The sequence below is a fragment of the Pseudomonas sp. G34 genome, from assembly GCF_031119625.1.
Classification (GTDB): domain Bacteria; phylum Pseudomonadota; class Gammaproteobacteria; order Pseudomonadales; family Pseudomonadaceae; genus Aquipseudomonas.
On sequence record NZ_JAVHZV010000029.1, the window covers coordinates 633,495 to 654,120 of the forward strand.

Sequence of the window (20,626 nt, forward strand, 5' to 3'; positions counted from 1 at the left end):
GCCGCGCAGCAATTCATCGCCCCGCACCCGAGGTGCCAAGCCGCCACCCTCGCAAGGAGATCACCATGCCCCCGATCACGCCCGACTGGGCTGCCTATGTCGCCCAGATGGAACAGGTTCTGGCCCTGAAGCTGGACGACGCGCGGCGCCAGGAGTTGCTCACCCAGTTCAGCCGCATCGCCGCGATGGCAGCGCCGCTGATGGAGTTCCCCCTCGATGATCGACTGGAAGTCGCCGGGGTATACCAGGCATGAATCCCGCCCTGCTCTCCATCAGCGACCTCAGAAACGCCCTGGCGGCCGGCGAACTCAGCGCCGGGGAAATCACCGAGCACAGCCTAACGCTGATCGAGCGACAGAATCCGGCGATCAACGCCTGGACGCAGATCACCGGGCAACGCATGCGCGAAGAAGCCGAGCGCCTGGACCGGCAACGGCGCGAGGGCTCGCCCTTGCCGCCGCTGGCAGCGGTGCCCTTCGCGGTGAAGAACCTCTTCGACGTTGCCGGCTTCCCGACCCTGGCCGGCGCGCGGCTGTTTCAGAACCGACCGGCCGCGCAGGTCGACGCCTGGGCCGTGCGCCAGCTGTCCGCCAGCGGCGCCCTGCTCTCGGGCATGCTCAACATGGATGCCTATGCCTACGGCTTCACCACGGAAAACAGCCATTTCGGCGCGACCCGCAATCCCCATGACTTGTCGCGGATCGCCGGTGGCTCCTCCGGCGGCTCGGCAGCGGCAGTCGCCGCCGGGTTGGTGAATTTTTCCCTGGGCAGCGACACCAATGGCTCCATTCGCGTACCGGCCTCGCTGTGCGGGATCTTCGGCCTCAAGCCCACCTTTGGCCGCCTGTCGCGCAGCGGCTCGCATCCCTTCGTGGGCAGCCTCGATCATATCGGGCCGCTGGCGCGCAGCACCGCCGACCTCGCCCAGGTGTACGACGCGCTACAAGGCCATGATCCGGCGGACGGTTTCCAGGCCAGCCAGCCCACGCAAGCGGTATCGGCGCTCCTGGAGCAGGACCTGGGCGGCCTGCGCGTTGGTGTGCTGGGTGGCTACTTCCAACAGTGGTGCGACGACAACGCGCGCGCCGCCGTGGCCCAGGCCGCCCAGGCCCTGAACGCCAGCCAGGAAGTCACGCTTGCAGACGCCGAGCTGGCGCGCACCTCGGCATTCATCATCAGCGCCAGCGAAGGCGGCAATGCCTACCTGCCGGCGCTGCGCAGCTCGCCGCAATCCTTCGAGCCATTGTCACGCGAGCGCCTGCTGGCAGGCGCGATGATCCCAGCCGCCTGGTACGTGCAGGCCCAGCGCATGCGCCGCCACTTCCAGCAGCAGGTACTGCCGCTGTTCGCCGGAGTCGATGTGCTGATCGCCCCGGCAACCCCCACCAGCGCAACGCCCATCGGCCAGCAAAGCATGCGCATCAATGGCGTCGACCTGCCGATCCGCGCCAGCATGGGCATGCTGGCGCAGCCGATTTCCTTCCTGGGCCTGCCGGTGGTCAGCGTACCACTGCGTACCGCCGGCGGCCTGCCGATCGGCGTGCAGCTGATCGCCGCGCCGTTCCGGGAAGACGCCTGCCTGCGCGCTGCCGCAGCGCTGGAGCGCTTGGGTATTGCGCAAGCCCCAGCGGTGAATCTGGAGTGAAACCATGCATCTTGAACAGATAGACCTGCCCGCCGTACACGCCGAAGTCACCATCGCCTTCCAGCGCTACGAACAGGCGCTGACCAGCAACGATATCGACGTGCTCGACGAGCTGTTCTGGCACGACGAGCGCACCGTGCGCCTGGGTGCCTCCGAGAACCTCTATGGCATCGACGAGATCCGCGCGTTTCGCGCCGCGCGGCCAGCCGCCGGTCTGCAGCGCGAGCTGCGCAACACGGTGATCACCACCTACGGCGATCGCTTCGCCGTGTGCAGCACCGAGTTCACCCGCCCAGGCAGCGAGCGCGTTGGCCGCCAGCAGCAGAGCTGGGTGAAGCTGGACGGCCGGTGGCGCATCGTCGCCGCCCAGGTCAGCCTGATGGCATAGGCTCTGTCGACGTTTCACGGCTCGCGTTGCAACCTCAACAGCCCCTAATCGGCTGCACACTGCGACAAACTGACATACAGTGGAGGAACCCGTGCGGCCCCATCCGGCATCGGAAACTGGCAACATGCGCCTCATGCACATTGCCCACGCCGCTGCGGGCACACGCCAACGCTTTGACTCGAAACCCAAGGAGGCCTGATGCGCTTGCGCGCGGTTCTTTTCGACATGGATGGCACGCTGCTCGACAGCGCGCCGGACTTCATCGCCATCTGCCAAGCCATGCGCGCCGAGCGCGGCCTGCCGCCAGTGGAAGAAAAGCTGATTCGCGATCACGTCTCCGGCGGCGCCCGGGCGATGATTCTCAACGCCTTCGATATCGACCCGATGAGTGCCGGCTTCGAAGCCTTGCGCCTGGAGTTCCTGGAGCGTTACCAGGACCACTGCGCGGTGCTGACCCGCCCCTACGAGGGCATCGAGCCGCTGCTCGAGGATATCGAACGGGCCAAGCTGATCTGGGGCGTGGTGACCAACAAGCCACTGCGCTTCGCCGAGCCGATCATGCAGCGCCTGGGGCTGGCCGAGCGCTCTTCGATCCTGATCTGTCCGGACCACGTGACGCGCAGCAAGCCGGATCCCGAGCCGATGATCCTGGCCTGCTCGACCCTCGGGCTCGACCCGGCCAGCGTGCTGTTCGTCGGCGACGATCTGCGCGACATCGAGTCCGGCCGCGACGCCGGCACCAAGACCGCGGCGGTCACCTACGGCTATATCCACCCCGACGACAACCCCCGTCACTGGGGCGCCGACGTGGTGATCGACCATCCGCTGGAACTGCGCCAGGTACTCGAACAGGCGCTGTGCAGCTGCTGAGGCCCTGTTCATAATCTTTCAGCCCAGATTCGTCGATCTTGGCAGCTAAGTGGCGAAAGCGGCCGTTCTCTATGTAGGGTGGATGACGCTCCTTTCATCCACCATTGCGATCGCAGAGCGGTGGACGGATGAAGCGTCGTCCACCCTACGACAGTCCGCTTCTGCCTTGTAGCTGCCGCTGCATGCACATAAAAATCGTGAACAGGTTCTGAGATCACCGCTGCTTCATTGATAGCGATCAGCAGCCAACCACCCACCGTTGATTAGGATTAATCCCGCCAGGGCGACAGCGGGCTTCGTCCACCAACTTACACCCAGAAATCCGAAGGACTCCTACCATGTTCGATTACAGCGCCCGCCCCGACCTGCTCAAGGATCGCGTGATCCTGGTGACCGGTGCCGGCCGAGGGATCGGCGCCGCCGCGGCGCGCACCTACGCCGCCCACGGCGCCACCGTGCTGCTGCTGGGCAAGAGCGAAGAGAACCTGGCACGTACCTACGACGCCATCGAGCAGGCGGGCCACCCGCAGCCGGTGGTGATTGCCTTCGACCTGGAAACGGCGCTGCCGCACCAGTACGACGAGCTGGCCGCGATGGTCGAAAAGGAATTCGGCAAACTCGACGGCCTGCTGCACAACGCCTCTATCATTGGCCCGCGCACGCCGCTGGAACAGTTGTCCGGCGACAACTTCATGCGCGTCATGCAGGTCAACGTCAGCGCGATGTTCATGCTCACCAGCACGCTGCTGCCGCTGCTCAAGCTGTCCACCGATGCCTCGGTGATATTCACCTCCAGCAGCGTTGGCCGTAAGGGCCGCGCCTACTGGGGCGCCTACGCGGTGTCCAAGTTCGCCACCGAAGGGTTGATGCAGGTCATGGCCGACGAGGTCGAGGGCATCACCGCGATTCGCGCCAACAGCGTCAACCCGGGCGGCACCCGCACCGATATGCGCGCCCAGGCCTACCCGGGCGAGGATCCGCAAACCAGGCCGACGCCCGAGGCCATCATGCCGGTCTACCTCTATCTCATGGGGCCCGATAGCCAGGGGATCAACGGTCAGGCATTCGACGCTCAGTAACCGACGCGGCGAATGGGCCAATGCAGGTTTGGCCATTTTTTCAGTTGGCGAGGCCGCGACATTAAATTGTCGCAACCACCGGGGAAGCGGCAATTGCTTGCCGTCATTCTGACGGCCGATTGCCATTAATGGCTCTCTGCCTGCATCCAGTCGTCGCAACCCATTGAACCTCAAGGCTTTCGGGACAGCCTAAAAGACTGGCACGAAAATAGCTCTGTAGCTCGCATGCTGCAATGAAGCGCCAGAGGTGCAAAAAAATGGTTCCCCCCAGCCAGAAAAACACGATCGATTTCGATGCTGCCAAACTGCAGCGTCTCGGTTTCTCACCCCGCAAGGAGCAGACCCGCCCGGTCAGCCTGGCGCAATTGCGCCAGCGTCTCGGCCTGCAACTGCAGACCAGCCTGGATGCCGAGCGCATTCTCGATATCTTCTATCGCGAGTTGCAGCATCTGGTGCCCGTGGATTCCCTGGGCTACCAGCATTCGAGCAGCGACCTGCGCCTGGATATCGGCCAGCAGGCCAATCACTCGGCCACCTACCGCCTCAGTCATGAGAGTGAGTACCTGGGCGAGCTGACCTTCCGCCGCCGCCAGCGCTTCTCCGATCAGGAGTTGGCGCAGCTGGAGTCCCTGCTGGCCGCGCTCATGTACCCACTGCGCAATGCCCTGCTGTACCGGGTAGCCGTTCAACGTGCGCTGCGTGACCCGCTGACCAACACCGGCAACCGCATTGCCATGGACCAGGTGCTGGGCCGCGAGATCGAGCTGGCGCGTCGCAGCGGCCAGCCGCTGTCGCTGCTGATGCTGGATATCGACCACTTCAAGGGCATCAACGACGAGCACGGCCACAGCGCCGGTGACGAAGTGCTGAAAGCCGTCGCCACCACCCTCAAGGATCAGTTGCGCAACATCGATATGGTGTTCCGCTATGGCGGTGAGGAGTTTCTGGTGGTGCTGTCCGCCACCCCGCGCGAGGGCGCGCAATTGGTCGGCGAGCGTCTGCGGGAGGCGGTAGAGGGTTTGCAGTGCGTGGCACAGGGCCGAGCGGTGAAGATGTCCATCAGCCTGGGCTGCGCCACCCTGGAAGCCGGCGAGTCGGCCGACGGGCTGCTGAATCGCGCCGACAAGGCGCTGTACAGCGCCAAGCGCAGCGGCCGCAATTGCCTGGCGATGGCTGTCTGACGCCACCGCCGCCAGCGACCTGGCTTGCGACAAGTACGAAAAAGGGCCCTATCCGCGAGGATCAGGGCCCTTTTTTTCAGCAGGGACTCAACACCGGCGTCGAGCCATCACTGCGGCTTGCGGCTGCCGCGACCAAAACCCGGGCGCTGGCCTTCGCCTGCCGGGCGGCTGCGACCCTTGTCGGCGCCAGCCCCAGCCGGCTTGCGCGGTGCGCGCTCGCCAGACTCGGGACGCTCACCACGGGGCTTGCCTGGCTTCTTGCCGACATCACGCGGGCGCTCGGCCACCGGCGTGCCGCGCGATGCTTCGCTGCGGCCTTCACCATGCGGCGCACGAGGCGCGCGCGTTGGGCGCTCGCTCGACTCTTCACGGGCGGCACGGCCTCGGCCACTGCTGGCGCCTGGCGCCGTGCTGCCGGCGGCCGGACGCGCCGCGCGGCCTGGACGCTCACCGCGACCAACCGGCTTGGCGGCCTTGCGCTGCAGACGGTCGAGCTTGTCGCGGGTCTTTTCCTTCATTTCCGGCAGGGCGACCGGTTTGAGACCAACTTCCTCACTGAGGATGTCCACCTCGCGCTGGCCCATTTCGCGCCAGCGACCCATCGGCAGGTCGGAGGTCATGAACACCGGGCCGAAACGCACGCGCTTCAGGCGGCTGACCACCAGACCCTGGGATTCCCACAGACGGCGGACTTCACGGTTACGCCCTTCCATGACCACGCAGTGGTACCAGTGGTTGAAACCTTCACCGCCGGGTGCTTCCTTGATGTCGGTGAACTTGGCCGGGCCGTCTTCGAGCATCACGCCCGCCTTGAGGCGCTCGATCATCTCTTCGTCGACTTCGCCACGTACGCGCACCGCGTACTCACGGTCCATCTGGTAGGACGGGTGCATCAGGCGGTTGGCCAGCTCACCGTCGGTGGTGAACATCAGCAGGCCGGTGGTGTTGATGTCCAGGCGACCGATGTTGATCCAGCGGCCCTCTTTCGGGCGCGGCAGGCGGTCGAACACCGTTGGCCGGCCTTCCGGGTCATCACGGGTGCAGATTTCGCCATCGGGCTTGTTGTAGATCAGCACGCGGCGCACGGTCTCGGCAGCTTCTTCGCGGCGCAGCACGCGGCCGTCGATAGCGATGGCGTCATGCAGGTCGACACGCTGGCCGAGCGAAGCATCCTTGCCGTTGACCTTGACGCGGCCAGCGGTGATCCAGGATTCGATTTCGCGGCGCGAGGCCAGGCCCATGCGCGCCAGGACCTTCTGCAGTTTTTCGCCAGCGGGGCTGTATTCTTCGGTTTCACTCATCTGGGCACCTCCCGGTGTTCTCTGGTGATGGGACGATCAAGTCGTCGAAGGGGCGCGAATCATACGCGTATAAGCAGTGCAACGCACCTGGCGCACAAGCTTAGCCTCACAAATGGGCCTAACTTGCGACCGGCTGTCGGACTCAGCGCTTGCGACGCGCTTTCGGCCCCAGCGAGATCAGGCGCATATCGGCTTCGGCCACGACCAGGCGCTGCTCGGCCTTGTCGAGCTTCTTCCAGGCCTTGATTTCCGCCTTGCTGCGCCCGCAACCCAGGCAGATGCCGTCATCGAACTTACAGACGCTGATACAGGGGTCTTTCATTGAGTCTCTTCGCGCTCGCTGCTGGAGGGGTCATCCCCAGCGTTAGAGACCACTTGCGGCGCTTCATGGTTCGCCTCATCCGCCGCCCGCGCCAGGTCGTCGAAGTCGATTTTCAGGCCCTGCTCCATGGCGTCCAGCTCGGCGAGCAGCGAGCCAAAGCTGGTTTCGCTGCCGGCCTGCGGTTCGCCTTCAGGCTCGCAATCATCGCCCATGGCCAGATCGGCCCGTGCCTGCAGGCTCTGCGGCACGGCCGGGTCATCGTCGTCCTGGGCCAATACCGGCTCGGGTTCCAGTTCGCGCAGCGCGGCCAGGGGCGGCAGCTCGTCGAGGTTCTTCAGGTTGAAATGATCGAGAAAGCCCTTGGTGGTGGCGAACATGGCCGGCCGGCCGGGCACGTCGCGGTAGCCGACCACGCGAATCCACTCGCGCTCCTGCAGGGTCTTGACGATCTGGCTGTTCACCGCTACGCCGCGGATTTCCTCGATCTCGCCGCGGGTGATCGGCTGCCGGTAGGCGATCAGCGCCAGGGTTTCGAGCATGGCTCGCGAATAACGCTGTGGGCGCTCCTCCCAGAGCCGGCCGACCCAGGGCGAAAAGGTGTCGCGAATCTGCAGGCGGTAACCGGACGCCACTTCCTTGAGCTCGAACGCCCGCCCCTTGCAGCTGCCGCCGAGAATCGCCAATGCCTTGCGAAACACATCGGCTTCGGGCCGCTCGGTTTCCTCGAACAATTCCATGATCCGCTCGAGCGACAGCGGCTTGCCAGAAGCCAGCAGCAGGCCTTCGAGCAAGGTGGAAAGTTGTTTGGGATCGGACAGGTTCATCGTCTGGGCATACCGCGTGAAGGCGCAAAAGTCGCGAGTCTAGCAGCTCATTCGAACTCGCTGTCGCCCTCTTCCGGGCCTGCCACACGCAGGCGCACATGCACGGCGGCAAACGCTTCGTTCTGCACCAGTTCGAGCAGCGACTCCTTGACCAGTTCGAGGATCGCCATGAAGGTCACCACCACGCCGAGGCGCCCCTCCTCAGCAGTGAACAGTTCGACGAACGGCACGAAAGTGCCGTCCTTGAGACGCTCGAGCACCTCGCTCATGCGCTCGCGGGTGGACAATGCCTCGCGGCTGACCTGATGGCTCTCGAACATGTCGGCGCGGCGCAGCACCTCGGCCATCGACACCAGCAGCTCCTGCAGCTCGACCGTCGGCAGCAGCTTGCGCGCCCGCGCCTCGGGCGCCTCGACCCGCGGCACGATGAGGTCACGGCCCACCCGCGGCAAGGTGTCGATGCCTTCGGCGGCGGCCTTGAAGCGCTCGTATTCGAGCAGGCGGCGAATCAGCTCGGCGCGCGGATCGTCTTCCTCTTCTTCGGCCACTGCCGAGCGCGGCAGCAGCATGCGCGACTTGATCTCGGCGAGCATGGCGGCCATCACCAGATACTCGGCGGCCAGCTCCAGGCGCACCGTGTGCATCAGCTCGACGTAGCCCATGTACTGGCGAGTGATCTCCGCCACGGGGATGTCCAGCACGTCGATGTTCTGTTTGCGGATCAGGTAGAGCAGCAGATCCAGCGGGCCTTCGAAGGCTTCGAGAAACACCTCCAGGGCGTCCGGCGGGATGTACAGGTCGACGGGCAGCTCGGTGAGCGCCTCGCCATAGACCATGGCGAAGGGCAGTTCCTGCTGGGCGCCAGCCTGGCTGTCGAGGGTCTCGGCGGCCATCTCGATCAACGCGACTCGGCGAACGGCGACGGGTCGCCACAGCCGACGCGAATCACCTCCGGCTCGTCGTCCACCAGGCTGATCACCGTGGAAGCCTCGAGGCCGCCAAAGCCGCCGTCGATGACCAGATCCACCTGGTGCTCGAGCATCTGGCGCATCTCGTAAGGGTCGCTCATCGGCAGGTCTTCGCCCGGCAGGATCAGGCTGACGCTCATCATCGGTTCGCCCAGCTCCTCGAGCAGTGACGCGGCGATCGGATGGCTGGGCACGCGCAGGCCGATGGTGCGCCGCTTGGGGTGCAGCAGCATGCGCGGCACTTCGCGGGTGGCATTGAGAATGAAGGTGTACGGCCCAGGCGTGTGGTTCTTCAGCAGCCGAAAGGCGGCGGTGTCGACCTTGGCGAAGGTGCTCAGTTGCGACAGGTCGCGGCACACCAGGGTGAAGTTGTGCTTGTCGTCGAGCTGGCGCAGGCGGCGAATGCGCTCCATGGCGTTCTTGGCGCCCATCTGGCAGCCCACCGCATAGGACGAGTCGGTGGGATAGACCACCACGCCGCCATTACGGATGATATCGACCGCCTGCTTGATCAGACGGGCCTGGGGACTTTCCGGGTGGATCTGAAAAAACTGGCTCATGGCTCACAACTCTCAAACGGTTTCGTACGAGGGCGCGCAGCCGAAACGCGTCCATAACGGGGAAAGGTCATCGGGCAGCGGCCGGTACAAACCCAGCTCCGACCAGTCGCCGGGGGCGTGGAAGTCGCTGCCGACACTGGCCAGCAGGCCGAACTCACGCGCCAGGATCGCCAGGCCACCGACCTGCTCGGCTGGCTGCATGCCATTGACCACTTCCAGCGCGTGGCCGCCGGCCGCGGCGAAGGCCGCCACCAGTTTGCGCCGCTTGCTGCGGGTGAAATCGTACTGCCAGGGATGCGCCAGGCTGATCCATGCGTTGGACTGGCGCAGCGTGTCGAGCGTTTCATCTAACGTCGGCCAGTGCTGCTTGACGTCGCCGAGCTTGCCGGAGCCCAGCCATTTGCGAAAGGCGTCGGCGCGATCCTTGACGAACCCCGCGCGCACCAGGAACTCGGCGAAATGCGGGCGCGCCGGCGCGTTGCCGCTCTCGCCCTGGGCCTGCTGAATCGCCCGGGCGCCGTCCAGCGCCCCCTCCATGCCCTTGAGCGCCAGGCGCCGGGAAATCTCCTCGGCGCGCAGCCAGCGGCCCTGGTGCAGCTGGGCGATGGCCTGGCGCAGGGCGGGCGCTTCGCTGTCGAAGGCGTAGCCCAGTACGTGGATGGTCGCGCCGCCCCAGGTACAGGACAGCTCGATGCCATTGACCAGCTGGATACCCAGTTCGTCGGCGACGCCCCGGGCCTCGTCGAGCCCTTCGAGGGTGTCGTGGTCGGTCAGCGCCAGCGTGGTGATGCCACGCCCATGGGCCCGCGCGACCACCTCGGCAGGCGGCAGGGCGCCGTCCGACGCGGTGCTGTGGCAATGAAGATCAACCTGCATAAGGGGCGCTTTCCCGACGATTCATGTTTGTTATTATGCCGCGGCTGGCAGATTCTTGCTGGTCATCCCGCTGCCTGCCCCGCCCTTTCTCTCGCGGCTCACTGCCTGGCCCATAAGGATCGACATGCTTTACGCCATCATCGCTACCGACGTGGAAAACTCCCTGGAGCTGCGCCTCTCCGTTCGCCCGGCGCACCTGGCTCGCCTGGAGCAGCTGAAAACCGAAGGGCGCCTGATACTCGCCGGCCCCAACCCGGCCATCGACAGCAACGACCCGGGCCCTGCGGGCTTCACCGGCAGCCTGATCGTCGCCGAATTCGAATCCCTCGAGGCTGCCAAGACCTGGGCCAATGCCGACCCGTTCCGCACCGCCGGCGTCTACGCCGAGGTGGTGGTCAAGCCTTTCAAGCACGTCCTGCCGTGATCGGGAATCGTCAACGCTGCCATGAGTGAGCTGCTGCTGATCGACGACGACGTCGAACTCTGTGACCTGCTGGCCAGCTGGCTGACCCAGGAAGGCTTTCAGGTCACCGCCTGCCACGACGGTGGGCGGGCGCGCCAGGCGCTGGCGCGAAACGCCCCCGACGCCGTGGTGCTGGACGTGATGCTGCCCGATGGCAGCGGCCTGGAGCTGCTCAAGCAACTGCGCGGCGAACACCCCGATCTGCCGGTGCTGATGCTCTCGGCCCGCGGCGAGCCACTGGATCGGATCCTCGGCCTGGAGCTGGGCGCCGACGACTACCTGGCCAAACCCTGCGACCCCCGCGAGCTGACCGCGCGCCTGCGCGCCGTGCTGCGCCGCAGCCTGCCGCCGGCTCCCTCCAGCCAGCTCGAGCTGGGCGACCTGCGTTTCAGCCCGGCACGTGGCGTGGCGGCGCTGGGCGCCGAGGGTCAGGAAATCGTTCTTACCCTGTCCGAAAGCCGGGTGCTCGAAGCGCTGCTCAAGCAACCGGGCGAGCCCGTCGACAAACAGGCGCTCGCTCAACTGGCCCTGGGCCGCAAGCTGACCCTCTACGACCGCAGCCTGGACATGCACGTTAGCAACCTGCGCAAGAAGATCGGCCCGCACCCCGATGGCCGCCCGCGGGTGGTCGCCCTGCGCGGCCGTGGCTACTACTACGCGCCCTGACCGGCATTCTGCGCGCTTTACCCAGCGCGGCCGCTCTTTACCCTGCCTTTACCTTGGCTGACTGCGCCTTACCTTGAAAGCCCTAATCTGGGCACATCCGGCAACTCATCAGAACTCGCCGGTTCCCAGACCAAGGAGATACACCATGCGCAAGACCATGACCGCCCTGCTCCTCGCCATGACCCTGCCAACCCTGGCCATGGCCGCTCCCGGTGGCGATCACCGCCCGGGTGGCCCGGGCCCCGGCCCACGTATGTTCCATGAGCTGGATCTGAACAAGGATCAGCAACGCCAGGTTCACAAGCTGATGGCCGACCAGCGCAAGAACGACCGTGAGATGATCCAGCGTTACCTCGACAAGCTGCCCGAAGCCGACAGGAAGGCTCTGGAAAACGAACGCAAGGCCTCCCACGACAAGCAGCAAAGCGCCATTCGCGCCCTGCTGACGCCCGAACAACAGAAGCGCTTCGACGAGCACCTCGCCAAGATGAAAGAACGCAAAGCCGACCGCGAAGAATTCGAAGCCTGGAAAGCCGAGCACAAGAAAGCCGGCTGAGCTTGACCGCTGGCCGTGACGGCGGCCAGCCCACTTCCGCCTGCACCATTGATGTGGCGCAGGCGTTTGCCGTTTGAAGGAGCCCTCGTGCGTTCACTGTTCTGGCGGATTTTTGGCAGTTTCTGGCTGGCGATCGCCCTGGTCGCCGGCCTGTCCATGCTGCTTGGCCGCGCCTTGAATCAGGATGCCTGGATTCTCAACCAGCACCCGGGCCTGGAAGACCTGCCCGCCGAATGGGTGCAAACCCTCGAGAACGATGGGCCAAAAGCTGCGCAGGATCTGCTGGAGCAACGCAAACGGCGTTTTCGCATCGATACCCAGGTACTGACGGACGCCGGACAACCGGCTATCCGCGGTACATTTCCGCCCCGCGCTGCCGCCATGGAGGAGCGCAACAAAGGCGGCAAACGGCTGCCATGGCGGCGCCTGACCACCGAGTACACCAGCCCGGTGAGCGGCGAAACCTACCTGTTCATCTACCGCATACCGCACCCGGAACTGGATGCCTGGCACCGCGGCAGCCTGTTATGGCCGCTCAGCGCCCTGGGCATCGCCCTGGTGGTATTGACCGGGCTCAGCCTGCTGCTGACCCTGTCCATCACCCGCCCGCTGAATCGCCTGCGCGGCGCGGTGCACGACCTGGGGCAGACCGCCTACCAGCAGAACAGCCTGGCGCGCCTGGCCAGCCGACGCGACGAGCTGGGCGTGTTGGCCAACGACTTCAACCGCATGGGCGCGCGCCTGCAGGACCTGATCGGCAGCCAGCGCCAGTTGCTGCGTGACGTCTCCCACGAGCTGCGCTCGCCGCTGGCCCGCCTGCGCATCGCCCTGGCCCTGGCCGAGCGCGCCGAGCCGGCCGAACGCGAGAAGCTCTGGCCGCGACTGACCCGTGAATGCGATCGCCTGGAAGATCTGATCAGCGAGATCCTCGCCCTCGCCCGCCTTGACGCCGAGCCGGGCTCAGCCCAGCCCATCGACCTGGCGCAACTGGCCGCCAAGCTGCGTGAGGACATGCTGCTCGGTCACCCGGAGCAACAACTCGACGTCAGCCTGCAGCCAGGCATGCACCTGTACGGCTGGCCGGCGATGATCGAACGCGCCCTGGACAACCTGCTGCGCAACGCCCTGCGCTTCAATCCCGATGGCCAGCCGATCGAACTGAACGTCGTGCGCCGCGGCGACGAAGCGCACCTGGAGGTTCGCGATCATGGCCCTGGCGTAGCCGCCGAACACCTCGGCCAGTTGGGCGAACCCTTCTTTCGCGCCCCCGGCCAGGCGGCAGCCGGCCACGGCCTGGGCCTGGCCATCACCCGCCGCGCCGCCGAACGCCACGGCGGCCGGCTGGAGCTGGCGAATCATCCGGATGGCGGCTTCAGCGCCAAGCTGATCCTGCCGCTGGGGGCGGCGGTTTAGTCATCCCACCAGCAACCCACTGATGGCGCAAGCGGCCGCTCGAAGATCCCTGTGGGAGCGGGCGGGTACGCCCAGGCCATGCCCGCGAATTCGCGCGCATGGCGCGCTCCCACAAAGGCTCACCAATGCATTTCAGCCGGTACGCAGCGGGCTAGAAATCAGGCCTGGGCCTTGCCCGCCCAGCCGCTGACGAAGTCATCGACATTCACGCCCGGTGCGTCACGCAACTCACGCTGCGGCGTGCCCAGGTACAGATAGCCGATCACCTGCTCGTTGGCCGCCAGGCCCAGGCCAGCATTCACCACGGCGTCGTAGGACAGCTCGCCGGTGCGCCATACCGCACCGATGCCCTGGGCGTAAGCCGCGAGCAGAATGCCATGGGCGGCACAGCCAGCCGCCAGCAGTTGCTCCTGGGCCGGGACCTTGGGATGCTCCTGGGTGCGGGCAATCACCACGATCAGCAGCGGCGCACGCAGAGGCATGTTGCGTGCCTTGGTCAGGGCCTCTTCGTCAGCATCGGGGTATTTGCTGGCTATCGCCTCGGCGAACAGCTCACCAAGTGCGTGCCGCGCATCGCCTTCAACGGTCAGGAAACGCCATGGCCGCAACTGGCCGTGGTCCGGCGCACGCAATGCAGCCTTGAACAAGTGCTCGCGCTGCTCGGCAGTCGGTGCAGGGTCGATCAAACGTGGGGCGGAAACACGCTTGATCAACGCATCGAGGGCATCCATCGGCTCACCTCCAGGGGAAAAGAGCCGCGATTCTACCAGCCAAGCCTGCCCAGCATGACCCTGCGCACGCCAGCGTGCCCGTAGCCTGGCGTCGAGCGCCGCGATAGCCAAGAGAGTTTTCCCGGGTGTCGCGGCGCTCGACCCGGGCTACAAATAACGGCGATCAAGGCAATTGGAGCCAGCCCGCTAGGCCACCCGATCCGGCGATAGCTCGGGCTGCAAGGGCGGCGTCAGCGGCGGCAGGCCATAGGCTTTGCGCGCATCGTCGCAATGCGGGTTGTGCTCGCCGTTGACCCAGGAGGCCTCGAATTCGCGACAGGTACTGGAGCGCTGCCCGTACAGCGTGCAGCGCGTGCCCCCGCCGACATCGCCAAGCAGCGCATTGCAGCGCGCGGGCTTGGCTTCGGTGCCGCGCATGGCAACCAGGTGCGGCGCTATCTGGATGACCTGCTCATCCGGGACGGTTCCGCCGGCTGACTGGCACTCGCCCCAGAAGAAGGACACACGAAAAAACGCGCAGCAGGCGCCGCACGCTAAGCAAGGATTGGTTTCGGACATGATGAGGGCTCAGAAACCGGCAAGGGCCGGCACCTGGCGGCGTATTCTATGCACCGCAAGCCAGTTGTAAAGAGGCCTGAAAGCGCCTGAAATCGGGCGCGTCGGCAGGTGTACAGCAGTGCCCGCACAGGTAGAATGGCGCCACTTTTTTGCGGATAAAACCGATGGCCTGGCCGACCCTACGACTCATCGCGTTCATCAATGGCATTTTCCTGATCACCCTGGCCATTGGCATGATCGGCCCGATGTTCACGCTGTTCGTCTTCGACCGCCCCACGGAAGTCAGCCCCTTCGCCTGGGCGAGCCTGATCACCTTTATCGCCGGGCTGTCGATGATCGCCCGCGGCCGCCCCCAGGACGTGCACCTGCGCCCGCGCGACATGTACCTGCTGACCGTCTCCAGCTGGCTGACGGTATGCGTCTTCGCCGCCCTGCCGTTCATGTTCACCCAGCACATGAGCTACACCGACGCCTTCTTCGAGAGCATGTCGGGCATCACCGCCACCGGTGCCACGGTATTGACCGGCCTGGACGACATGTCGCCCGGCATCCTGATCTGGCGCTCGATGCTGCACTGGCTCGGCGGTATCGGCTTCATCGCCATGGCGGTGGCGATCCTGCCGATGCTGCGCATCGGTGGCATGCGTCTGTTCCAGACCGAATCCTCGGACCGCTCGGACAAGGTGATGCCGCGCTCGCACATGGTCGCCAAGTACATGGCGGTGGCGTACTTCGGCATCAGCCTGCTCGGCTGTCTGGCCTTCTGGCTGGCCGGCATGAGTTTCTTCGACGCCATCAACCACGCCATGTCGGCGATCTCCACCGGTGGCTTCTCGACCTCCGACCAGTCCCTGGCCAAATGGACGCAACCGGCGGTGCACTGGGTCGCCGTGGTGCTTATGATTCTTGGCAGCCTGCCGTTCGTGCTGTACGTCTCGACCCTGCGGGGTAATGTGTCGGCGGTGCTGAACGACCAGCAGGTGCGCGGATTTCTCGGCATTCTGTTCAGCGTGTGGCTGAGCATGGGCACCTGGTATTACCTGACCACCGACCTGCACTGGCTGGACGCCCTGCGCCACGTGGCGGTCAACGCCACCTCGGTGATGACCACCACGGGCTTCGCCCTGGGCGACTACTCGCTGTGGGGTGGTTTCGCCGGCATGCTGTTCTTCTACCTGGGCTTCATCGGCGGCTGCTCGGGCTCTACCGCGGGCGGCCTGAAGATCTTCCGTTTCCAGGTCGCCTATATCCTCCTCAAGGCCAACCTGATGCAGCTGGTGCACCCCCGCGCGGTGATCAAGCAGCAGTACAACCGCCACCGCCTGGACGAAGACATCGTCCGCTCGATTCTGACCTTTTCGTTCTTCTTCACCATCATCATCGCCATGCTGGCCCTGGCCCTGACCCTCTGCGGCCTGGACTGGATCACCGCCCTGAGCGGCGCGGCCAGCACCCTGTCCGGCGTCGGTCCGGGCATGGGCCCGATCATCGGCCCGGCCGGCACCTATGCCAGCCTGCCGGACGTGGCCAAGTGGCTGCTGACCCTGGGCATGTTGATGGGCCGCCTGGAAATCCTCACCGTACTGGTGCTGCTGATGCCCGCCTTCTGGCGCCACTGAGCCCTGCGACAACCGGGCGCCACGGGTGCCCGATATCGGCCTACACTGCTGGCAAACAACAACAGGAAGCCGCCGATGAGCAGCCAGCCCAGCGAGCGTTTCAACTCCTTCGCCGAGTTCTATCCCTACTACCTGGAAGAACACCGCAACCCCACCTGCCGGCGCCTGCACTATGTCGGCAGCCTGCTGGTGCTGGTGGTGCTCGGCTACGCCCTGTTCAGCGGGCAATGGCTGTGGCTGCTGGCCTTGCCGGTAATCGGCTATGGCTTCGCCTGGGTCGGCCACTTCGTCTTCGAGCGCAATCGCCCTGCCACGTTTGCCTATCCGCTGTACTCGCTGATGGGCGACTGGGTGATGCTCAAGGACATGCTCACCGGTCGCCTGCGCTTCTAAACGGCCCTGCAGCGCGCTCTGGAGCGGGCATGCCGTGATCGGCAGCATTCAGGCATTGCGCCTTTGCCGGCCACGCCTGCAGCGTATATGATCCCCACTTTCCGCTGGTCCCTTCCGCACGCCGCTTGCAGCCTGGCGCTCGGTCATGCAGTCGGACTTTCAGCAGGGTCGCCGTTAGCGCATGAATACCACTTTTCCCACCGTCCCCAATGGCCTGCCGTCGCTGCTCACCCGCGAATATTACTCGCGCGTGCTGGCTTATCTCGCCGTGGCGGCCAGCGTCGCGGCCGGCACCTACGTGCAGGTGTTCGGCCACAACCTGTTGTGGCTGGTGCCCTATGCGCTGCTGTATCCGCATCTGGCCCATTGGCTGAGCAAGCGCTTTCGCGATGGCCATCGGCACCGCACCCTGATGGCCCTGCTGTTCGTCGATGCCCTGCATTGCGGCGCGTTTGCCGCGTTGCTGGGCTTCTCGGTGGTGCCCAGCCTGATGTTTCTGCTGACCCTGAGCTTCAGCACCCTGATCGTCGGTGGCTTGCGTGACATGGGCCTGGCGCTGCTGGTCGCCTTCAGCGGCACCCTGCTCACCGCCTCGCTCACCGAGCTGCACGTAGCGCCGGAAACACCGGCGCTGGTGGCGCTGGTGAGCATCGCCTTCACCATTTTCTATATCTGCATCTCCGCGTACTTCGTGCACCAGCAGGGCATTCGCCTCGCCCAGGTGCGCAACCAGATCAAGAGCGAGCAGGAAAAGGCCGCTCGCCTGGCCCGCAACCTCGCCAAGTACCTGTCGCCCCAGGTGTGGGAGTCGATCTTCAGCGGCAAGAAGCACGTGCGCCTGGAGACCCAGCGCAAGAAGCTCACGGTGTTCTTTTCCGATATCCGTGGTTTCACCGAGCTGTCCGAAGAGCTGGAAGCCGAAGCGCTGACCGACCTGCTCAACACCTACCTCAACGAGATGTCGAAGATCTGCATGAAGTTCGGCGGCACCATCGACAAGTTCATCGGCGACAGCGTGATGGTGTTCTTCGGCGACCCGAGCAGCCAGGGCGCCAAGAAGGACGCCATGGCCGCGGTGTCGATGGCCATCGCCATGCGCAAGCACATGAAAGTGCTGCGCCAGCACTGGCGCGCCCAGGGCATCACCAAGCCGCTGGAGATCCGCATGGGCCTCAATACCGGCTACTGCACGGTGGGCAACTTCGGCGCCGACACGCGCATGGACTACACCATCATCGGCCGCGACGTGAACCTCGCCAGCCGCCTGGAAAGTGCCGCCGAAGCTGGCGAGATCCTGATCTCCCACGAGACCTACTCGCTGGTCAAGGACGTGATCATGTGCCGCGACAAGGGTCAGATCAACGTCAAGGGCTTCACCCGCCCGGTGCAGATCTACCAGGTGGTGGATTTCCGCCGCGACCTGGGCGCCACCTCAAGTTACGTGGAGCACGAGTTGCCCGGCTTCTCCATGTACCTGGACACCAACGGCATCCAGAACTTCGACAAGGATCGGGTCATCGAGGCCCTGGAACACGCCGCCGAGAAACTGCGCGACAAGATCATCATGTGACGCGCGCGGCGGCTTAGCAGCTGCGCGCCGCACTCACCGAGCCCTCGCCCGTCACCGGCGCGCCATCGAGCAGCGGCTGACTGGCCAGAAACTCCACGGCCGAGGCCCGCCATGACTGGCGCCCCGCCACCTCGGCACATCGCCTGCGGTCCACCTCCAGCGCAGCCAGGCAGGCATCGCGCAGGTTGTCGGCGAGCACGCCGGTCACCCCCGGCACCACCACGTCCAGCGGCCCCGCCACGGCAAAGGCCGCCACCGGCGTGCCGCAGGCCTGGGCTTCGAGCATGACCAGGCCGTAGGTGTCGGTGCGCGAAGGGAACACCAGCACGCTGGCGCGCCGGTAGAACTCGGCCAGCGCCTCGCCATGCTGGTAACCGAAGAACTTCACCCCCGGATAAGCCTGCTCGAGCATCTGCCGCTGGGGGCCATCACCGACCACCCACTTGTCGCCCGGCAACTGCAGATCGAGAAACGCCTGCAGGTTCTTCTCCGGCGCGATACGCCCGACATACAGGAAGATCGCGCTCACTGGCGCAGCGAGCCCGGGCCTGGGTGAAAAGCGCTGGGTATCCACGCCCTTGCGCCACAGCACCAGACGCTTCAGGCCACGCTGGGCGAGCCCGCTGCGCAACCGCTCGGTACTGACCAGCACCGCCTGGCTGCGCCGGTGGAACAGCCGCAGACAGGCATAGCCCACGCCCAGCCCGATCCAGGCGCAACGCGCCGTCAGGTATTCGGGAAAGCGCGTATGCACCGCACTGGAAAACGCCAGGCCGCGCCGCAGCAGCCAGCGCCTGGCGGCCCAACCCAGCGGCCCTTCGGTGGCCAGGTGCACACAATCGGGGGCGAACGCTTCGATGGCCGGGCCAACGCGCCACAGGTTCCACGCCAGGGGAATTTCCCCATAACCGGGGCACGGCACGCAACGAAAGCCCTGGGGCGACAGCACCTCGACCTGATGCCCCATGGCGCGCAACTCACCGACCAGTGCCTGCAGGCTGGTGACCACACCGTTGACCTGCGGCGCCCAGGCGTCGCTGACGATCAGCAGCCTCATGCCGCCGGCTCGATGACCACCACCTTGTCGGCCTGCAACTGTGCCAACCGCTGCTGCTCCTCGGCCAGCCGGTAGAGCTCGATGCGCCCGTCCGGATGCTCGATCAGCGCCGTGCAGGACTCGACCCAGTCGCCACAGTTGAGGTACTCGACCTCGCCCAGCTTACGGATCTCGGCATGGTGAATGTGCCCGCAGACCACGCCATTGAACCCCCGGCGTGCGCACTCATGGGTGATGGCCTCCTCGAAGTCGCTGATGAAGTTCACCGCCGTCTTCACCTTGTGCTTGAGGTAGGCCGACAGCGACCAGTAGCCATAGCCGTAACGGCGCCGCCAGTGATTGAGCCAGCGGTTGAGCACCAGGGTCACGGTGTAGGCCGAGTCGCCGAGAAAGGCCAGCCAGCGGTGATAGCGGGTGATCACATCGAACTGGTCGCCATGGATCACCAGCAACTTGCGGCCATCGGCGGTCACGTGCTCGGCCTCGTCGACCAACTGGATGTTGCCCAGCAGCAGCTTCGAATAACGGCGCAGGAATTCGTCATGGTTACCGGTGACGTAGATCACCTCGGTACCGCGCTTGCTCATGGTCAGCAGGCGACGAATCACGTTGGTGTGCGCCTGTGGCCAGTAGATGCCGCCACGCAGCTTCCAGCCATCGATGATGTCGCCCACCAGGTAGATGCGCTCGGCCTGGTAGCGTTTGAGAAACGCCGCCAGGTGCTCGGCCTGGCAATCACGCGTGCCCAGGTGCACGTCGGAGATCCACAGGGTGCGCACACGCTGCTTGCGGCTCGGTCTTACCAGGGGTTCGATGCTCATCGGGCGGTCTCCGGCAGATTTTCGCCGAGCATGCGCGAAGGCGGTGAAATGATTGTGAACGCGGCATGGCAATTCGATGACGAAGGCGCGCTGTGTGTCGTTGTCTGCGCGGCAGAAACCGACCTATGTGCAGCAGAAGGTGGTGCCAGGCGCGCGCCCGGCCTGAACGGCAAACCCGTAGCACGAACCAGGGCGCCGGCCGCTCAGAAGCGCCAGCGAACAGTCCACCATGACGGAACAAGGCGTACTGCTGCGCGAACGCAACGCCGCCCGGTACGCCCCAGGTTTCGGTTCAAATCAGGCGCCGAAATCAGCCTGGCAGGAGCGGCTCACTCGGCCGTGGTGCGATCGTTATGGCCCAGGTCGCGGGCCGGGTCGATCTGGTCGCGGACGCGCTGCTTGAGCACCTTGGCCTCGGGGAAGCCACCATCGGCCTTGCGTTCCCAGATCTCCACGCCATTGCACAGGATGCGGAAGGTGCCGCCAGTGGCCGGCTCGAGGCTGACCCTGGCCAGATCATCGGCAAAGGTGGAAAGCAGTTCCTGAGCCAACCAGGCCGCGCGCAGCAGCCATTGGCACTGGGTGCAATAGGTGATGGTCACTTCGGCTTTGCTGGGGCTCATGCGATGACTCCGGTGAGCAACGGGCGTTTGCAAGCACCCATGAAAAAGCGCGGCGAGGGTCTGTTGCCGTTTCAACGCGAGCCGCGTTGCCGCGAGAAATCTCGCCAGGCCGGGCGGCGATCCGCTAGGCGGAGGACGCAGG

The 20,626-nt window shown here is 65.4% G+C and carries 24 protein-coding genes; 13 read left to right on the forward strand and 11 right to left on the reverse strand.

The features are described 5' to 3' along the window. The first annotated feature begins 65 nt into the window (after window positions 1-65). The 6 genes from hpxX (at window position 66) to QYS36_RS21355 (ending at window position 5,163) form a co-directional block, all read left to right on the forward strand. Window positions 66-254: an oxalurate catabolism protein HpxX gene (gene hpxX, locus QYS36_RS21330; protein ID WP_308841347.1), complete on the forward strand. Its 189-nt coding sequence runs from the start codon at window positions 66-68 to the stop codon at window positions 252-254. After that, complete coding sequence (locus QYS36_RS21335) at window positions 251-1,645, forward strand: AtzE family amidohydrolase (protein WP_308841348.1); 1,395 nt, start codon at window positions 251-253, stop codon at window positions 1,643-1,645. The genes hpxX and QYS36_RS21335 overlap by 4 nt, the downstream gene beginning before the upstream one ends. Window positions 1,646-1,649: 4 nt before the next feature. After that, entirely contained in the window at window positions 1,650-2,033 is a 384-nt protein-coding gene (gene hpxZ / locus QYS36_RS21340; protein WP_308841349.1) for an oxalurate catabolism protein HpxZ, read from the forward strand. 198 nt (window positions 2,034-2,231) lie between these two features. Then, complete coding sequence (mupP, locus tag QYS36_RS21345) at window positions 2,232-2,903, forward strand: N-acetylmuramic acid 6-phosphate phosphatase MupP (protein WP_308841350.1); 672 nt, start codon at window positions 2,232-2,234, stop codon at window positions 2,901-2,903. A gap of 338 nt (window positions 2,904-3,241) precedes the next feature. Next, window positions 3,242-3,982 (forward strand): YciK family oxidoreductase, encoded by a 741-nt coding sequence (locus QYS36_RS21350; RefSeq protein WP_308841351.1) that lies wholly within the window; start codon window positions 3,242-3,244, stop codon window positions 3,980-3,982. A gap of 257 nt (window positions 3,983-4,239) precedes the next feature. Beyond that, a complete protein-coding gene (locus QYS36_RS21355; RefSeq protein ID WP_308841352.1) occupies window positions 4,240-5,163 on the forward strand; it encodes a GGDEF domain-containing protein in 924 nt (307 codons plus the stop codon). Window positions 5,164-5,270: 107 nt separating this feature from the next. Here the strand turns inward: QYS36_RS21355 and rluB are convergent, their stop codons facing one another. From rluB to QYS36_RS21385, 6 genes are all read right to left on the reverse strand, one after another. Continuing rightward, window positions 5,271-6,464, reverse strand: coding sequence for a 23S rRNA pseudouridine(2605) synthase RluB (gene rluB, locus QYS36_RS21360; protein ID WP_308841353.1), 1,194 nt, complete (start codon window positions 6,462-6,464; stop codon window positions 5,271-5,273). Between the two features lie 142 nt (window positions 6,465-6,606). After that, window positions 6,607-6,786 carry a DUF1289 domain-containing protein gene (locus tag QYS36_RS21365; protein ID WP_308841354.1) on the reverse strand — a complete coding sequence of 60 codons (180 nt, stop codon included), beginning with the start codon at window positions 6,784-6,786 and terminating at the stop codon, window positions 6,607-6,609. Then, on the reverse strand, window positions 6,783-7,610 hold the full coding sequence (gene scpB / locus QYS36_RS21370; RefSeq protein WP_308841355.1) for an SMC-Scp complex subunit ScpB: 828 nt from the start codon (window positions 7,608-7,610) through the stop codon (window positions 6,783-6,785). Before scpB ends, QYS36_RS21365 begins: the two co-directional genes overlap by 4 nt. Window positions 7,611-7,657: 47 nt before the next feature. Next, window positions 7,658-8,386 (reverse strand): ScpA family protein, encoded by a 729-nt coding sequence (locus QYS36_RS21375; protein ID WP_308841413.1) that lies wholly within the window; start codon window positions 8,384-8,386, stop codon window positions 7,658-7,660. Window positions 8,387-8,508: 122 nt separating this feature from the next. Beyond that, window positions 8,509-9,138 (reverse strand): L-threonylcarbamoyladenylate synthase, encoded by a 630-nt coding sequence (locus QYS36_RS21380; RefSeq protein ID WP_308841356.1) that lies wholly within the window; start codon window positions 9,136-9,138, stop codon window positions 8,509-8,511. A 12-nt stretch (window positions 9,139-9,150) separates the two neighbouring features. Continuing rightward, on the reverse strand, window positions 9,151-10,014 hold the full coding sequence (locus tag QYS36_RS21385) for a PHP domain-containing protein (RefSeq protein WP_308841357.1): 864 nt from the start codon (window positions 10,012-10,014) through the stop codon (window positions 9,151-9,153). A gap of 124 nt (window positions 10,015-10,138) precedes the next feature. Between QYS36_RS21385 and QYS36_RS21390 the strand changes: the two genes are divergently transcribed. The 4 genes from QYS36_RS21390 (at window position 10,139) to QYS36_RS21405 (ending at window position 13,112) form a co-directional block, all read left to right on the forward strand. Next, window positions 10,139-10,438 (forward strand): YciI family protein, encoded by a 300-nt coding sequence (locus tag QYS36_RS21390; protein ID WP_308841358.1) that lies wholly within the window; start codon window positions 10,139-10,141, stop codon window positions 10,436-10,438. Window positions 10,439-10,459: 21 nt separating this feature from the next. Continuing rightward, window positions 10,460-11,143, forward strand: coding sequence for a response regulator transcription factor (locus QYS36_RS21395; RefSeq protein WP_308841359.1), 684 nt, complete (start codon window positions 10,460-10,462; stop codon window positions 11,141-11,143). Window positions 11,144-11,288: 145 nt separating this feature from the next. After that, a complete protein-coding gene (locus tag QYS36_RS21400; RefSeq protein WP_308841360.1) occupies window positions 11,289-11,699 on the forward strand; it encodes a Spy/CpxP family protein refolding chaperone in 411 nt (136 codons plus the stop codon). Window positions 11,700-11,786: 87 nt separating this feature from the next. Further along, window positions 11,787-13,112 (forward strand): HAMP domain-containing sensor histidine kinase, encoded by a 1,326-nt coding sequence (locus QYS36_RS21405; RefSeq protein WP_308841361.1) that lies wholly within the window; start codon window positions 11,787-11,789, stop codon window positions 13,110-13,112. Window positions 13,113-13,270: 158 nt separating this feature from the next. Here QYS36_RS21405 and QYS36_RS21410 read toward each other — a convergent pair whose 3' ends face one another. Beyond that, the gene (locus QYS36_RS21410; protein WP_308841362.1) at window positions 13,271-13,843 is read right to left on the reverse strand and encodes an NAD(P)H nitroreductase; all 573 of its coding nucleotides are present in this window, start codon (window positions 13,841-13,843) and stop codon (window positions 13,271-13,273) included. A 186-nt stretch (window positions 13,844-14,029) separates the two neighbouring features. Continuing rightward, complete coding sequence (locus QYS36_RS21415) at window positions 14,030-14,401, reverse strand: YkgJ family cysteine cluster protein (protein WP_308841363.1); 372 nt, start codon at window positions 14,399-14,401, stop codon at window positions 14,030-14,032. A gap of 164 nt (window positions 14,402-14,565) precedes the next feature. On the opposite strand from QYS36_RS21415, the gene QYS36_RS21420 reads away from it, so the two are divergent. The 3 genes from QYS36_RS21420 (at window position 14,566) to QYS36_RS21430 (ending at window position 17,983) form a co-directional block, all read left to right on the forward strand. Beyond that, window positions 14,566-16,020, forward strand: coding sequence for a TrkH family potassium uptake protein (locus QYS36_RS21420; RefSeq protein WP_308841364.1), 1,455 nt, complete (start codon window positions 14,566-14,568; stop codon window positions 16,018-16,020). Window positions 16,021-16,095: 75 nt separating this feature from the next. Further along, on the forward strand, window positions 16,096-16,413 hold the full coding sequence (locus QYS36_RS21425; RefSeq protein ID WP_308841365.1) for an Mpo1-like protein: 318 nt from the start codon (window positions 16,096-16,098) through the stop codon (window positions 16,411-16,413). Window positions 16,414-16,594: 181 nt separating this feature from the next. Then, window positions 16,595-17,983, forward strand: a complete 1,389-nt coding sequence (locus QYS36_RS21430) for an adenylate/guanylate cyclase domain-containing protein (RefSeq protein ID WP_308841366.1) — start codon at window positions 16,595-16,597, stop codon at window positions 17,981-17,983. Between the two features lie 13 nt (window positions 17,984-17,996). On the opposite strand, the gene QYS36_RS21435 is transcribed toward QYS36_RS21430, so the two are convergent. The 3 genes from QYS36_RS21435 to QYS36_RS21445 all read right to left on the reverse strand — a co-directional run bounded on the left by QYS36_RS21435 (window position 17,997) and on the right by QYS36_RS21445 (window position 20,484). Further along, window positions 17,997-19,040 carry a glycosyltransferase family 1 protein gene (locus QYS36_RS21435; protein ID WP_308841367.1) on the reverse strand — a complete coding sequence of 348 codons (1,044 nt, stop codon included), beginning with the start codon at window positions 19,038-19,040 and terminating at the stop codon, window positions 17,997-17,999. Further along, on the reverse strand, window positions 19,037-19,861 hold the full coding sequence (locus tag QYS36_RS21440; protein WP_308841368.1) for a UDP-2,3-diacylglucosamine diphosphatase: 825 nt from the start codon (window positions 19,859-19,861) through the stop codon (window positions 19,037-19,039). Before QYS36_RS21440 ends, QYS36_RS21435 begins: the two co-directional genes overlap by 4 nt. A gap of 329 nt (window positions 19,862-20,190) precedes the next feature. Further along, window positions 20,191-20,484: a SelT/SelW/SelH family protein gene (locus QYS36_RS21445; protein ID WP_308841369.1), complete on the reverse strand. Its 294-nt coding sequence runs from the start codon at window positions 20,482-20,484 to the stop codon at window positions 20,191-20,193. Window positions 20,485-20,626 lie beyond the last annotated feature (142 nt).

Coding starts and splice junctions, on each gene's coding strand:
- hpxX (WP_308841347.1), top strand. CDS start 66: ATGCCCCCGATCACGCCCGACTGGGCTGCCTATGTCGCCCAGATGGAA.
- QYS36_RS21335 (WP_308841348.1), top strand. CDS start 251: ATGAATCCCGCCCTGCTCTCCATCAGCGACCTCAGAAACGCCCTGGCG.
- hpxZ (WP_308841349.1), top strand. CDS start 1,650: ATGCATCTTGAACAGATAGACCTGCCCGCCGTACACGCCGAAGTCACC.
- mupP (WP_308841350.1), top strand. CDS start 2,232: ATGCGCTTGCGCGCGGTTCTTTTCGACATGGATGGCACGCTGCTCGAC.
- QYS36_RS21350 (WP_308841351.1), top strand. CDS start 3,242: ATGTTCGATTACAGCGCCCGCCCCGACCTGCTCAAGGATCGCGTGATC.
- QYS36_RS21355 (WP_308841352.1), top strand. CDS start 4,240: ATGGTTCCCCCCAGCCAGAAAAACACGATCGATTTCGATGCTGCCAAA.
- rluB (WP_308841353.1), bottom strand. CDS start 6,464: ATGAGTGAAACCGAAGAATACAGCCCCGCTGGCGAAAAACTGCAGAAG.
- QYS36_RS21365 (WP_308841354.1), bottom strand. CDS start 6,786: ATGAAAGACCCCTGTATCAGCGTCTGTAAGTTCGATGACGGCATCTGC.
- scpB (WP_308841355.1), bottom strand. CDS start 7,610: ATGAACCTGTCCGATCCCAAACAACTTTCCACCTTGCTCGAAGGCCTG.
- QYS36_RS21380 (WP_308841356.1), bottom strand. CDS start 9,138: ATGAGCCAGTTTTTTCAGATCCACCCGGAAAGTCCCCAGGCCCGTCTG.
- QYS36_RS21385 (WP_308841357.1), bottom strand. CDS start 10,014: ATGCAGGTTGATCTTCATTGCCACAGCACCGCGTCGGACGGCGCCCTG.
- QYS36_RS21390 (WP_308841358.1), top strand. CDS start 10,139: ATGCTTTACGCCATCATCGCTACCGACGTGGAAAACTCCCTGGAGCTG.
- QYS36_RS21395 (WP_308841359.1), top strand. CDS start 10,460: ATGAGTGAGCTGCTGCTGATCGACGACGACGTCGAACTCTGTGACCTG.
- QYS36_RS21400 (WP_308841360.1), top strand. CDS start 11,289: ATGCGCAAGACCATGACCGCCCTGCTCCTCGCCATGACCCTGCCAACC.
- QYS36_RS21410 (WP_308841362.1), bottom strand. CDS start 13,843: ATGGATGCCCTCGATGCGTTGATCAAGCGTGTTTCCGCCCCACGTTTG.
- QYS36_RS21415 (WP_308841363.1), bottom strand. CDS start 14,401: ATGTCCGAAACCAATCCTTGCTTAGCGTGCGGCGCCTGCTGCGCGTTT.
- QYS36_RS21420 (WP_308841364.1), top strand. CDS start 14,566: ATGGCCTGGCCGACCCTACGACTCATCGCGTTCATCAATGGCATTTTC.
- QYS36_RS21425 (WP_308841365.1), top strand. CDS start 16,096: ATGAGCAGCCAGCCCAGCGAGCGTTTCAACTCCTTCGCCGAGTTCTAT.
- QYS36_RS21430 (WP_308841366.1), top strand. CDS start 16,595: ATGAATACCACTTTTCCCACCGTCCCCAATGGCCTGCCGTCGCTGCTC.
- QYS36_RS21435 (WP_308841367.1), bottom strand. CDS start 19,040: ATGAGGCTGCTGATCGTCAGCGACGCCTGGGCGCCGCAGGTCAACGGT.
- QYS36_RS21440 (WP_308841368.1), bottom strand. CDS start 19,861: ATGAGCATCGAACCCCTGGTAAGACCGAGCCGCAAGCAGCGTGTGCGC.
- QYS36_RS21445 (WP_308841369.1), bottom strand. CDS start 20,484: ATGAGCCCCAGCAAAGCCGAAGTGACCATCACCTATTGCACCCAGTGC.